General features: G+C 57.6%; 8 protein-coding genes and 1 tRNA gene. 7 read left to right on the forward strand and 2 right to left on the reverse strand.

The window, feature by feature from the left end:
• Positions 1 to 162: 162 nt before the first annotated feature.
• The 3 genes from HFP54_RS05380 (at position 163) to HFP54_RS05390 (ending at position 3,602) form a co-directional block, all read left to right on the forward strand.
• A tRNA-Phe gene (locus tag HFP54_RS05380) sits at positions 163 to 235 on the forward strand.
• A gap of 226 nt (positions 236 to 461) precedes the next feature.
• Entirely contained in the window at positions 462 to 2,162 is a 1,701-nt protein-coding gene (locus tag HFP54_RS05385; RefSeq protein WP_168564352.1) for a sodium-dependent transporter, read from the forward strand.
• A gap of 132 nt (positions 2,163 to 2,294) precedes the next feature.
• Entirely contained in the window at positions 2,295 to 3,602 is a 1,308-nt protein-coding gene (locus HFP54_RS05390; protein WP_168564353.1) for an alkaline phosphatase family protein, read from the forward strand.
• Positions 3,603 to 3,607: 5 nt separating this feature from the next.
• Here HFP54_RS05390 and dusB read toward each other — a convergent pair whose 3' ends face one another.
• The gene (gene dusB, locus HFP54_RS05395) at positions 3,608 to 4,645 is read right to left on the reverse strand and encodes a tRNA dihydrouridine synthase DusB (RefSeq protein ID WP_168564354.1); all 1,038 of its coding nucleotides are present in this window, start codon (positions 4,643 to 4,645) and stop codon (positions 3,608 to 3,610) included.
• Positions 4,646 to 4,964: 319 nt separating this feature from the next.
• On the opposite strand from dusB, the gene HFP54_RS05400 reads away from it, so the two are divergent.
• The 3 genes from HFP54_RS05400 (at position 4,965) to arsS (ending at position 9,027) form a co-directional block, all read left to right on the forward strand.
• Positions 4,965 to 6,665 (forward strand): sulfatase family protein, encoded by a 1,701-nt coding sequence (locus tag HFP54_RS05400; RefSeq protein WP_168564355.1) that lies wholly within the window; start codon positions 4,965 to 4,967, stop codon positions 6,663 to 6,665.
• 251 nt (positions 6,666 to 6,916) lie between these two features.
• Positions 6,917 to 7,903: an arsenosugar biosynthesis arsenite methyltransferase ArsM gene (arsM, locus tag HFP54_RS05405; RefSeq protein ID WP_206036014.1), complete on the forward strand. Its 987-nt coding sequence runs from the start codon at positions 6,917 to 6,919 to the stop codon at positions 7,901 to 7,903.
• Positions 7,904 to 7,986: 83 nt separating this feature from the next.
• Complete coding sequence (gene arsS, locus HFP54_RS05410) at positions 7,987 to 9,027, forward strand: arsenosugar biosynthesis radical SAM (seleno)protein ArsS (protein ID WP_206036015.1); 1,041 nt, start codon at positions 7,987 to 7,989, stop codon at positions 9,025 to 9,027.
• A gap of 10 nt (positions 9,028 to 9,037) precedes the next feature.
• On the opposite strand, the gene HFP54_RS05415 is transcribed toward arsS, so the two are convergent.
• Positions 9,038 to 10,828, reverse strand: coding sequence for an ABC-F family ATP-binding cassette domain-containing protein (locus HFP54_RS05415; RefSeq protein WP_168564357.1), 1,791 nt, complete (start codon positions 10,826 to 10,828; stop codon positions 9,038 to 9,040).
• 301 nt (positions 10,829 to 11,129) lie between these two features.
• On the opposite strand from HFP54_RS05415, the gene HFP54_RS05420 reads away from it, so the two are divergent.
• Positions 11,130 to 13,976, forward strand: coding sequence for a 2-oxoglutarate dehydrogenase E1 component (locus HFP54_RS05420; protein ID WP_168564358.1), 2,847 nt, complete (start codon positions 11,130 to 11,132; stop codon positions 13,974 to 13,976).
• The last annotated feature ends 55 nt before the right edge of the window (positions 13,977 to 14,031 follow it).

Genomic DNA, 14,031 nt, shown 5'->3' on the forward strand with positions numbered 1-14,031 from the left:
AACGCAGCGACCAGACCAACCACCTGACCGATTGACGTTTGATTTGAGGATAACCTAGGATACGCGAACCGGGAAACGAGTGATCATCCAGGATCGACTTTATTTGCTTCGCGAGTAAACTGTCGCCCTTCGCATGACCACACGAATCACTTTCGGTGGTTCGGTCAGGTAGCTCAGTTGGTAGAGCACGGCCCTGAAAAGGCCGGTGTCCGCGGTTCGAGCCCGCGCCTGACCACTTTCGACACTCGCCCGAAACCGACGCGTGTTTCTGCTGCGACGAAATTTCTTTTGCGGCGGTCCCTCGATCGCCCCTAGCGTGCCGTTCGGTCACCGATTCCGCCGATGCCCGCCTGCGGTAAAGGCCGGTCAGCCCGCCCCCCACGTCATGCGTGCTACACTGTTGCCGATTTGCGGCCTCGGTCGCCCAGACGAACGCACACCGCCCTGCCCAACGGTCCATCATGAGCGAAGCCGCGGAGCCCGAGTCCAACGTTCCCGCAGCCCCCGTTTCCTCGTCCTCTACCGACCCAGATTCCACCGCGTCGCCGCCGCCCCGGCGTCGCAAGGAACAATGGGGATCACGGTTGGGTGTGATCATGGCGGTCGCCGGATCGGCGGTCGGACTGGGCAACTTTTTGCGGTTCCCCGGCCAGGCGGCCCAGAACGGCGGCGGCGCGTTCATGTTGCCGTACTTCATTTCGCTATTGATCCTGGGCATCCCGTTGTGCTGGACCGAGTGGACCATGGGACGCTTCGGAGGCACGCGTGGATTCCACAGCGCGCCGGGGATCTTCTGTGTTCTGTGCCGAACACCCAAAGCCCGCTACCTGAGCGTTTTCGCTTTGCTGATCCCGCTGGTCATCTACATGTACTACATCGTGATCGAAGCGTGGTGCCTGGCTTACGCTTGGAACTACGCAACGGGCGATCTGATGCTGGGCAAAGATAGCGCGGCCTACGAATCATTCTTTGCCGACTTCGTTGGCATTGGCGAAGACGGACACGCCTTCGGCGGCGGTGGATCGCCACTATTGCTGTTCATCGCGATCACGTTCGTATTGAACTTCATCCTGATCTATCGCGGCGTTGCCAAAGGGATCGAAACCTTCTGCAAGTTCGCCATTCCATTGATGGTGGTTTGTGCATTGTGCGTTCTGGCACGCGTGCTGACCTTGCCGTCGGACCAGGTCAATGACGGACTGGGGTTCATGTGGAATCCGAAACCCGAAGCACTCACGGACCCGAAAACTTGGTTGGCCGCATCCGGCCAGATTTTCTTCAGCCTGTCGGTGGGCTTCGGCGTCATCATCAACTACAGCAGCTACCTGACCAAGAAAGATGATGTCGTGCTGAGCGGGTTGACCGCATGCAGCATGAACGAATTTTTCGAGGTCTGCTTGGGCGGCCTGATCACCCTGCCCGCTGCTTTCATCTTTTTGGGTGTCAGCGTGGCATCCTTTGGAACGTTCGGTCTTGGCTTCAACGCCCTGCCCAATGTGTTCGCCCAGATGTATGCGGGCCAGCTGTTCGGTTTCTTGTGGTTCTTCATGCTGTTCCTTGCCGCGGTGACCAGCAGCCTGTCCATGCTGCAACCATTCATCGCTTTCTTGGAAGAAGGCTTTGACCTGGAACGTCATGCCAGCGCCACCCTTCTGGGCATCATTGCATTGGCGGGATCGCTGTTTGTCGTCTACTTTTCCGCCGGGTTGAAGGCCCTAGACACGTTCGATTTTTGGGTCGGCACGTTCTTGATCTTCGTTTTGGCGATGATCCAAGCGGTGGTGTATGGATGGGTCTTTGGGATCGATCGTGGAGAACACGAGGCACACATCGGCGCCCACATGCGAATCCCACGATTCGTCCAATTGCTGCTGAAATTTGTCGTCCCCGTGTACTTGGGCGTGATCTTTGTGGCGTTCTTTTTCCAGAACGTGCTGGACCGCAAAGACCCGGAAACGGGCGAAGTCATTCAGGGGTACTTCAGCACGATCATCCAGGACCGCGTCGCCTTGATGTCGGTCGTCTTTTTGCTGGGAGTGACTGTCCTGTTGCTGGTTCTGATTCACTTGGCCGGTGCCCGCTGGCTGGAAAGCGGACGCCTTCAACGAGCCCTGGCCGATGAAGCGTCCCCGGTCACCGATCAACCGAAAGGAACGTCATGACATCGAGCGGAATTTTGGTGATGTTGCTGTCGTTGGGTTTTGTCCTGACGTTGGTATCGTATTGCCTGTTTCGGGTGCTGACCCTGCCGTCGGATGACGCGGACACACCATGACGAATCGGACCGTTGCAACATGAAACGACTGGTCCTGATCAATGTTGTCGGACTGACCCCCAAGCTGCTGAAATCCGCGGAATCTGTTTCCACGCTGGCATCCGCCCCCGGTTACACCGCTCTGCCATGGTCCAGCCCGCTGCCCGCGGTGACGTCGACCTGCCAGGCGACGATGATGACCGGATTGGCACCCCGGGATCACGGGATCGTCGCCAACGGATGGTTCTATCCGGACACCCAAGAAATCCGGTTTTGGCAACAAGCCAATTCTCTGGTTCAAGGTCGCAAGTTCTACGACGACGTGGAAACCGCCAATATGTTTTGGTGGTTCAACCAAGGGTCATCGGTCAAGTACTTCGCAACGCCCAAACCACACTATGGGTGCGACGGCAGTAAAGTCTTTGACATCATCGACCAGACCGGGTGCAACCTCGTTCACAAACACGGCCCGTTTCCGTTCTTTGCGTTCTGGGGTCCCGGTGCGGGCCTGGCGTCCAGTCGCTGGATCGCCGACGCCACGGCGACGGTGATGCGAACCCAAAAACCACAGTTGACGCTGTGTTATCTTCCGCACCTGGATTACGACTACCAACGCTACCCAGACCAAGATCCCGCACGCGTGCAGGAAGTCGATCAGTGCGTCGCGACGGTGATGAACGCCGCGGATGATATCGGCGCCGATGTCGTGATCGTTTCTGAATACGGGCTGCGTCCCGTCCAACGATGCGTCCATCTCAACCGCCTGCTGCGGGGCAACGACTTGCTCTCGGTTCGAGGCGGTCCGTTCGGCGAGATGTTAATGCCGGGTGAATCTCGCGCGTTTGCGGTCGCCGACCACCAACTGGCCCACATCTATGTCCGAGATCCGAGTGACGTTCCCACCGTGGCCAAGATGCTGGACCAATCCGATGGTGTGCAATCGGTGTTTGCCCCGGAAGATCTAGAACTAGATCATCCACGCAGCGGTCAGCTGATCGCGTTGGCAGACCCCGATGCGTGGTTCAGCTATTACTACTGGGACGATGATCGGCATGCACCGGACTTTTCCCGCACGGTCGACATTCACCGCAAGCCGGGTTACGACCCTTGCGAACTTTTCAAGACGAGCATGCCCCGCGTGGTGGCCAGACTGCTCCAGAAAAAACTGGGCTTTCGATACAAGATGGACGTCGTCCCGCTAGACCCCGCCTTGGTCCACGGCAGTCATGGGTTGCACCCCGACGACTCGGCCGATGGACCGATCATCATCGGGCCACAGGACCCGCCCGATGACATGCGTGGATTCAGTGATTACGTCACGCGTCTGTTGCAATCGTCGCCAATTTAGGTCCGTCAGACGATCACCGCCGGACGGTCTTGTGGAAAATGCTCATCGACCACGGCATAGAATTCTTCGGCCGATGCCACGTTGGCGACGTGACTGCGAAAGTGACGGGCCCCGTGTTTGCCCTGCGCATAACAACAAGCGTATTTGCGCATCAGCACCGTGCCTTTTTCTTCGCCGAACCTTTCGACGACCAATCGGTAATGACGCAGCATGACGTCACGCTGTTGGGCCAAGGTCGGGTCCGGCGGAATCTCGTCACCACGTAGCGCGGCGGCGGCCTGGGCGAACAACCAAGGACGGCCCAGACAAGCCCGGGCAATCATCACGCCGTCGACGTCATAATTCTTGAAGGCTGCGACCACCTTGTCCGCACTATCCAAATCACCGTTGCCGATCAACGGGATCTTCTTCAGATGCTGCTTGATCTCGCTGATACGTTCCCAGTCGGCATGCCCGCGAAACATGTCTTTGGCGGTCCGCCCATGAACGGTCAGCGCGGCGGCCCCGGCTTCTTCGACCACGTGGGCGACTTCATTGGCATTGATGTTTTCGGGTGAACACCCCAAGCGAATCTTCGCCGTCACTGGTGTGGGCGCACAGACTTCGACCAACCGACTGATGATCGCAAACATCCGATCGGGCTCACGCAACAAATAACTGCCGCTGTGAGCCTTTTCGGTCACTTGCCGAACCGGACAACCAAAATTGATGTCGACAACGCTGACTTTGTATTCCTGGGCCAGCCGTACGCCGACTTTGGCCATCGTTTCGGGATCGTTGTCCCAGATCTGGACGGCCAGCGGCCTGGCTTCGTCCGCGACGCCCCACAATCGATCCGGATGTTCCGCTTCGTTCTGGTCCATCCAGACAAACCCGCGAGCGTTGACCATTTCGGTCGCCAACAATCCGGCACCACCGAACTGACGAACGACCTGGCGAAACGCCGCATTGGTGAACCCCGCCATCGGGGCCTGTAAAATCGGCGGATCGACGACCAAATCGCCGATACGCAGCGGTGGGGGTGGAAGCGGGCGATGAGACATCGAACCGAGATTCCGCAATCAAACGGTCACAAACGGATCACCAAGACGACGACAAACCGACCGCAGCGATCGGCGTGGTGATCACATGAAAAAGCACGTCGATCCATGCTAGGCCGATCCAGGAAAGCTGCCAATGCGTTTTTCCCAATCGGCCGCTGACGATTTTGTGTGACCGCCCCCGTTACCATGGTGAAGAAAGGCCGATCCGCGGCGTTGCGTGCCCGCAACCGCGGGCGTGGCCCTCACGATTCACCATCCGCCCCACCGCAAGCGTCTTTGCAACATTCGTTTCGCATCCCCCACCTGATCGCAGACATCGATGAATCACCGCATTCACATCGCCCCAATCGGGCTCCGTTTTGGTTCATCCCCATGCCTTTCACTGGCCTGGTTGACCTTGCTGCTAAGCGGCTTCATCGGTCGATGCCAAAGCTCTCGCGGCGAAGAAACCAACGCAAGCGACCGGCGTCCCAACGTGTTGGTTGCCATTTGTGATGACCAGTCGTATCCACACGCTTCGGCCTATGGCTACACCGCCGTATCGACACCCGCGTTTGATCGTGTCGCTGCGACAGGAGTCCGTTTTGACACTGCCATCACGCCGTCACCGGGTTGCTCGCCGATGCGAGCCGCCTTCTTGACCGGTCGTCCGATTTGGCAGATCGGTCCCGCGGGCACTCACGCATCCTCCTTTCCCACGCACCTACAAGTGTTTCCCGAGCTTCTACGACAGTCCGGCTATCACGTCGGTTCAACCGGAAAAGGCTGGGGACCGGGACGCCACGATGGATGGCCGGACAATCCAGCCGGAAAGGTCTACAACAAACGCAAGCAGAAATCCCCCAGCGGGATCTCAGACAAGGACTACGCCGCGAACTTCGAAGACTTCTTGGCCGAGCGAAAACAAAACCAACCGTTTTGCTTTTGGTACGGCGGGCACGAAACTCATCGTGGTTATCAGCAAGGAATCGGCCGCCAAAACGGCATCAATGTCACCGCGGAGCAACTGCCACCGTTTCTTCCCGATGCACCGGAGATCCGAAGTGACGTGGCCGACTATCTGTACGAGATCCAATGGTTTGATGACCACTTGGGACGCATGATGGAAAAGCTGGAAGCCATTGGCGAACTGGAAAATACCATGATCGTGGTGACCAGTGACAACGGCATGCCGTTCCCACGTGCCAAAGCCAACTTGTACGAATACGGGATTCACATGCCGTTGGCGATCACATGGCCCGTTCGTATTCCGGCCGGACAATCCATCGATACACCCGTGTCTTTGATTGATGTGACGCGCACCATTGTCGACGCCGCATCGATTGATCCCGGTCAGTGTGAATCCATGACCGGCACGAGTTTGCTGGGAGCAATGACCGGCGCAGAACCGGCAAATTTGCCGACCGCCGCCTTCAGTGGTCGCGAACGCCATTCGTCGTCACGGTTCAACAGCCTTTCGTATCCCTGCCGATGCGTTCGCGATTCGCGTTTTCTGTACATCCGGAATTTCAAACCCGAACGCTGGCCCGCCGGTACGCCCCAAAAATTCAGCTCGGCGACCTACGATCGCGATGGCCGGTTGATCGTATCGGAACGGGGCCCTGAACACGGTGGTTACCACGACATCGACAACGGCCCGACACTGGCCTGGATGATTGACCACCGTGACGATCTGAATGTTCGCCCTTTGTTTGACGCTGCGGTCGCCAAACGTCCCGCGGAGGAACTGTACGACGTCGTCACCGATCCACAGTGCTTGAACAACCTGGTCGGCGACGACGATTTCGCGGCCGAACACCAGCGTTTGTCGAAACGATTGTCGTCTCATTTGGCTGCAACGGGCGACTTGCGTCAAACGGATCCATCGGCTGCGGATGTTTGGGAATCCTACCCACGTTTTTCTCCGCTGCGATGGTTTGCGACACCGGATTGGGCGAAACAGAACCCCGAAGCCATCCCCGACATGCCATGGCTTGAGCAACGTCGGCCGAAGGCAAAAGGATCCGAGCAACCGCAGTAGCCCCGGCCGCGCTTCAGTTTTCTCTGTGCGACCTTTGCCCAGAAGGCTGGGCGGATACGATGCTGTTGTGTGCATTGCCTGATCGGTACCCCAACGCGGTCACTATCCGAAACGGCCGTCAACAAGGTTGCCTTCTTGAAAAGGTCATCTTTTCGCACGGTCCCCCGTGTTTGCACCATTCGCTGCCTCGCTACCAGCATTCAAGATGCTCGGACAGCAGCGTTCTATCTCTGTCTAATCCGATTTTGTTCATGCCGATGTCGACTGACACCTATCACCAAACGGTTCAAAACGTTTATCGCGATGCCGCGCTGACGCCGGCGTCCAACCTGTGCTGTGTGCCGCAGCGACCGCAGTACCTGCCGGGACTTGTGATCCCGCCGATCATGCACGAGATGAATTACGGCTGTGGGTCGACGGTGCATCCCGAAGATTTCACACCGAACTGCACCGCGTTGTACGTCGGTGTTGGCGGCGGATTGGAAGCTTTACAGCTGGCCTATTTTTGTCGCCGGCCCGGCGGAGTCATTGCGGTCGATCCGGTCGCGGAAATGCGTCAAGCAGCAGAAAAAAACTTGGCCTTGGCCGCGAAGGAAAACGACTGGTTCGATCCGTCTTTCGTTCGGATCGTCGACGGAGACGCTTTGAATCTGCCGGTCGACGATGACACGATCGATTTGGCCGCACAGAATTGTCTGTTCAACATCTTCACGGCGGACGGCGATCTTCAGAAAGCATTGGCGGAAATGCACCGTGTTTTAGCGCCGGGCGGACGGCTGTCGATGTCCGACCCGATCACTCCCGTTCCGCTGCCACCGCACGTGAAAAACAACGAACAATGGCGAGCGGAATGTTTGTCGGGATGTCAGTTGCTTGACGACTACCTGAATCAAATGGTTGATGCGGGCTTTGGTTCGATCGAAGTTCGTAAACGGACGCCCTATCGCATGCTGGACACGGTGACGTATCAGCTGAGGGAACCGATTTTGTTGGAAACGATCGAGGTCGCCGCCCATAAAAATCCGGTACCCCCGGACGGCGCCTGCATCTTTACCGGTGCAACCGCCGTGTATTTCGGCGACCAGCCACAACTGGACGACGGCAATGGGCATGTCCTGCAGCGGAATCTGCCCTACCCTGTTTGCGACAAAACGGCCGCCAATTTGAAAGCGTTGCAACGCAAGGATTTGGTAGTTACCGATCCCACCTGGCATTACCAGGGCGGTGGGTGCTGCTGAATCAGCCCTAAAATCAGCGACGTCCGCATCTGAGTCTGTTTGTGGCGTGCCCATTCGTATCTGTGCCATCAATCGACAACCCGATGCCCCAATCGAAACCCAAACCGCCTTCTAACCGAATCGAATTGCCGTTGGTGCAATCGAACTCGTTCGATGCGCGGATGCGGGGCGGCAAATTGAACGCAGCAAACAAGATCGAAATACTGCAAATCAACATTGGTCTGGTTTGCAATCTGGCCTGCAAGCATTGCCATGTTGAATCGTCGCCCAAACGCAACGCTGCGTCGGACAACATGAATCGCCAAACCGCCGATCGAGTTTTGCAATGGCTGGCCGACAACCCGGGCATTCGGGTCGTCGACATCACTGGCGGCAGCCCGGAAATGAACCCCAACTTTTGCAACTTGGTTCAAGGCGTCCGGTCATTGGGGATCACGGTCATGGACCGCTGTAACCCGACCATCATCGTTCACCAAGACCCGGCCGGTAACGAACCCTATGGCTGGGTGCCGGACTTCTTGGCCGAACACTCGGTCGAAGTCGTTGCGTCGCTGCCCTGCTATCTTCCTGACAACGTTCGCAAACAGCGTGGCGTTCATGCGTTTGATGATTCCGTCGCGGGCCTGAAGCGATTGAACGATGTCGGCTACGGGGTCGACCCAGGCTTACAGCTGAATCTGGTTTACAACCCCGTTGGCGCTTCACTTCCACCGCCCCAGGAACAACTGCAAGAAGATTATCGTCGCGAATTACTGTCGCGTTACGGATTGCGGTTCAACCAGCTGTGGACGATCACCAACATGCCGATCGCACGTTGGCGTGACTCGCTACAGCGATCGGGCCAACTCGATCAATACATGCAAACGCTGATCGCTGCTTTCAATCCAAGTTCCGTCGATCACTTGATGTGCCGGCACATGATCCACATCGACAGCCAGGGCCGGACGCACGATTGCGATTTCAACTTTGCCATGGGAATCCCCACCGCATCCTTGTCGGGATCGTATCTGTGGGATCACCGTTTGGAAGATTTAAGCGGTCGTCGCATCGCGACGGACGCTCATTGTTTCGGATGCACCGCGGGTGCGGGAAGCAGTTGTGGCGGGACGCTGACGTCTTCGTGACACTGTCATCTCACGACGACAATTCCAACCAGCGTTCTTCCGCTTCGGTCAATTGCTGATCAATGTCGGTGATTTGTTCGTGCAACTTGACCGCCTGGTCAGGATCCGTTTCGGTCAACAGTTGTTCGTTCAACTTCTTTTTTTCGTCGTCCAGTCGCGCGATCTTCTTTTCCAGGTTCTTGATCTCCTTTTCGACTTTACGATTTTCTTGTTGGCTTCGGCGGTAATCGGTCGCTGTCGTTTTTCCTGACTTACCTTTGCCGGCGTTTTGCTTTCCGCTCTTGGCGTTTGCGACGTTTCGTTCACGTTCTTCGGCGTCGATCTCGCCTTCGACGGACTGTAGATACTCGTCATAATCGCCGAAATAGACTTTCACACGCCCGTCACGGACTTCGACGACACGGGTGGCAACCCGGCGAACAAAGTGCCGGTCGTGGCTGGTGAAAATCACGGTGCCTTCGTACTGTTGCAGAGCATCGCACAGGGCTTCGACGGTTTCGACATCCAAGTGGTTACCAGGTTCGTCCAGCACCAAAACGTTGTCGCTGCCCAGCAACAGTGCGGCCATGCACACGCGGGCTCGTTCGCCACCGGACAGCACTTTGACCTTTTTGTTGATCGCTTCGTCGCGAAACAACAGCGTTCCCGCCATGGCCAACAAGTCCTGCCGGGTTACCTCGGGATCACTGTTGTATTCCAAGTGTTCCAGAATGGTTTGGCGTTCGTCCAGGCTGGTGTAAACGTGCTGGGCATAGGTGCCAATGTTCACACCATGCCCCCATTTCATTTTGCCTTCGATCGGATCCAGCGAATGGACCAGGGTTCGCAACAACGTGGTTTTCCCTTGTCCGTTGTCTCCCACGATCGCCACACGTTGGCCGTGTTCAATTTCAAATCCAATATCTGACGCGACGGTGTGATCGGGATACCCGATCGCCATCGATTCACAGCGAAAGGCGGTTCCGTTGCGTGGTTGGACTCGCGGGGCACGGATCCGAACGACTGGTTCATCGGTTTCCAATTCCACCGTTTGCAAGCGTTCCAATTGCTTGGCCTTGCTGCGGGCTTGGCTGGCCGTGGATGCGTTGGCTCGATTTTTATCAATGAACCGCTGCAGCTGTTTCTGCTTGGCTTGCACGGTCGCATTGACCCGGCGGTCGTGTTCGCGTCGTTCTTCGCGATGTTCCAGGAACGCGTCGATTTTGCCCGAGAACATCGTCAGCTTTCCGCGTGACAACTCCAGGGTTTCGGTGCAAGTGGCTTTCAAGAATTCACGGTCGTGGCTGACGATCAGCGCCGCCTTGCTAAAGTCACGCAAGAAGTGTTCCAGCAGAATCTGGGTCCGCAGATCCAGAAAGTTCGTCGGTTCGTCCAGCATCAGCAGGTTCGGGTCGTGCAGCAACAAAGCCGCCAATTTGACCCGCGTCTGCCAACCACCGGACAGTTCCTTGACCGGTCCTTCCAGGTAGGCCCCTTTCAGTTCGAAACGCCCCGCGACTTCGCCGCATTGCCATTCTTCGGCACCGCTGTCCCGCATCAGAAAGTCCAAGGCCGATTCGCCGGGCTGGAACGGATCGTGTTGCCGCAGGTACCCGATTCGCAAGCTGGGGTGATGAATGACCTCGCCCTGTTCCAGTTCCTCCTCCCCCAGCAAGACCCGCAACAGCGTTGATTTCCCGGCACCGTTTCGACCGACGAATCCAACCTTTTTGTCGTCCACCAGCGACACCTCGGCGGCCTCCAGCAGCACCTGGTCGCCGAAGCGTTTATGGGCATCGCGGACTTGGATCAGAACGGCCATCGTTGGTTCAAAATTTCTCGGAACTAAGCTGTCATCAAGTGGATCGGCGACCACAATTGGCGACCGATCGATCAACCTATCAAGCTAAGTCCGATTCACAAGGTCGCGGTGAAGGGTTCGACGGTGACAGTGTCCTGGGAAATCGAGCGAATCGGGCAGTGAATCGACTACCACGGGCGTGGTCCATTCCGTACAGTGGACCAGACCAACGACACGCGCATTCGCAACGCCCGTGTTTGCACACCGCATTCAAGCTTGACCACCGCGATCATCCCGTCCGTGTTGGGCCCCTGCCGCCGCCATGAATAGCTATAGCTTGGACTACATCGATGACCTGTACGTCCAATACGTTCGCGATCCGTCGAGCGTCTCTGAAACCTGGCGTCAGTATTTCGAGCAATTTTTGGTCGGTGCGGGCGCTCCCATTTCCACCGGTAACGCCGGGGGCAACGGCGCCGCCGCAAAGGCCGCGACCGGCGGCAACGGTGCCGGCCACCTGACCGGCGACGGTTCGATGTCGGCAACCGCCCTACAGGCCCCCCCGGGATCGACGGGAAATGTGGTGGCCGACCAAGCACTTTGGATGGCCCGCATCCAAGACCGCATCGATCAACTGGTTCGGGAATATCGTGTTCGCGGGCACCTGATCGCTGAATTGGACCCACTGGGGCTGAACCGACAGGACTGCCCCGAATTAAGCCCCGCCAGCCACGGGCTTAGCGACGACGACCTGAAGCGCCCGTTCGACAGCAGCATTCTGGAAAACGTCACCGGCCCGACGCTGGACGTGATCCTTAGCAAGCTGCAGAACACGTATTGCCGGGGAATCGGCGCCCAGTTCATGCACATCGACAATCGCAACATCCGCGATTGGCTGCAAAAACGGATGGAAACGACCGAAAACCGTCTGGACCTGTCGCACGACGTCCAACGGCGGATCTATGCACGCCTGGCCGATGCGTCGATTTTCGAAGAATTCGTGCGCCGCAAGTTCGTCGGTGCGAAGACGTTTTCGCTCGAAGGCGCCGAGACGCTGATCCCGATGATCGACCTGGCTTTGGAAAAAGCGGGACAGCACAACGTCAAAGAAGTCGTCATGGGCATGGCCCACCGCGGCCGTTTGAACGTGATGGCCAACATTCTGAAAAAGCGGGCCATGAACATCTTTTGGTCGTTCGACGACCCGCGGCCCGAACTTCACCGCGGCGGCGGCGACGTCCGGTACCACCTGGGCTACAGCAGCGACTGGACGACGTCGGCCGGCGACTCGATCCATATCTCGTTGTGCTTCAACCCCAGTCACCTGGAATTTGTGAACACCGTCGCCCAAGGTCGTTCACGCTGCAAACAAGACAATCGCGGCGATGATCGACGCGAAGAAGTGATGACGATCCTGATCCACGGCGACGCGGCGTTTGCCGGCGAAGGCGTGGTCCAGGAAATGTTGAACATGAGCCAGCTGGAAGGCTATCGCACCGGCGGCACGCTGCACATCATCATCAACAACCAGGTCGGATTCACCACGTTGCCACGCGACGGACGCAGCACCACCTATGCGACCGACGTCGCCAAAATGCTGCAGATCCCGATCTTTCACGTCAACGGCGAAGACCCCGAAGCGGTCGCCCAAGTCGTCAACTTGGCAATGGATTTCCGCAAGGCGTTCCATCGTGACGTCGTGATTGACTTGTACGCTTTTCGCCGCTGGGGACACAACGAAGGCGACGAGCCGCGATTCACCCAACCGCGGATGTACAGCGAAATCGATCGCCGCGCCACGGTCCGCGAAAAATACCTGGAACGTCTTTTGTCGCTGGGCAAAATCACCGCCGAAGAGGCGGAGGAAATCAATCGCGAACGAACCGAGAAACTGGAAACGGAATTCGAAGCCAGTAAGAACGAACCGTTCGTTGCCGACACCCAAACACTGGCGGCCAACTGGGCCGACTATCACGGCGGCCCCGAGCCGTCCGACCCGGTCGACACCACTTACGACAAAGAACGGCTGGGCCAATTGATCGACCGGTTGACCCGATTGCCCGAAGGATTTTCCCAGCACAAAAAGCTGAAGCGTCCGATGCAACAGCGTCGGGAAATGGCCGAGGGCAACCGGCGTGTCGATTGGGCCACCGCCGAAGCGGCCGCCTTTGCCAGCCTGTTGGTCGAAGGACATCCGATCCGCATCACCGGCCAAGATTGCGAACGCGGCACGTTCAGCCAAAGGCATGCGGTTTTGCACGACGTGAAGACCGGCGAAACCTACACACCGCTGTCCCATCTGACCGACGACCAAGCCCGTTTGGAACTTTATAACAGCCCGCTTAGCGAAGCCGGCGTGCTGGGCTTTGAATACGGTTATTCTCTGGACTGTCCCGGTGGCTTGGTCGCTTGGGAAGCACAATTCGGTGACTTCTGGAACTGTGCCCAAGTCATCGTTGACCAGTTCATCGCGTCGGCCGAAGACAAATGGAGTCGGCTGTCCGGGCTGGTCATGTTGCTGCCGCACGGCTTCGAAGGCCAAGGCCCGGAACACTGTAGCGCCCGGATCGAACGTTTCCTTGCGATGGCGGCCGAAGACAACATCCAAGTTTGTCAGCCAACAACGCCGGCCCAGTACTTCCACCTGTTGCGTCGCCAAGTACTGATGAAGTGGCGCAAGCCGCTGATTGTTCTGACGCCTAAAAGCCTGCTGCGACACCCGGAGGTGACCAGCCCGCTGAAAATCCTGGCCAAGTCTCACTTCAAAAAGATCCTTCCCGACCGAAAGGTTCCTCTGGAAGGCTGTCAACGTTTGCTGCTGTGCACCGGCAAGATCTACTACGACTTGCTGGATGCCCGTCAACAAAAAGAGCTCGACGGCGTTCCCATCATGCGACTGGAACAGCTTTATCCGCTGCAAGTCGACGAGTTCTTCGGCGCCTTGGAAGGATTGGCCGAGGGAAGCGAGATCGTTTGGGTCCAAGACGAACCCCGAAATATGGGTGCGTGGCCGTATCTGAAACTGAACTTCGGCGACCAACTGTTGCGAAAGTACAAGTTCCGGGAAGTCACCCGCAGCGAATCGGCCAGTCCCAGCACCGGAAGCATGGCCACCCACAAGCTGGAACAATCTGAACTGATCGAAGAAGCCTTCGCCGGATTGTCTTAAAACGACACGGCATTGATGGTTCCTCGATCACCGCATCGTGCCGCGCGACGTGCTG

Source organism: Crateriforma spongiae, assembly GCF_012290005.1.
GTDB classification, from domain to species: domain Bacteria; phylum Planctomycetota; class Planctomycetia; order Pirellulales; family Pirellulaceae; genus Crateriforma; species Crateriforma spongiae.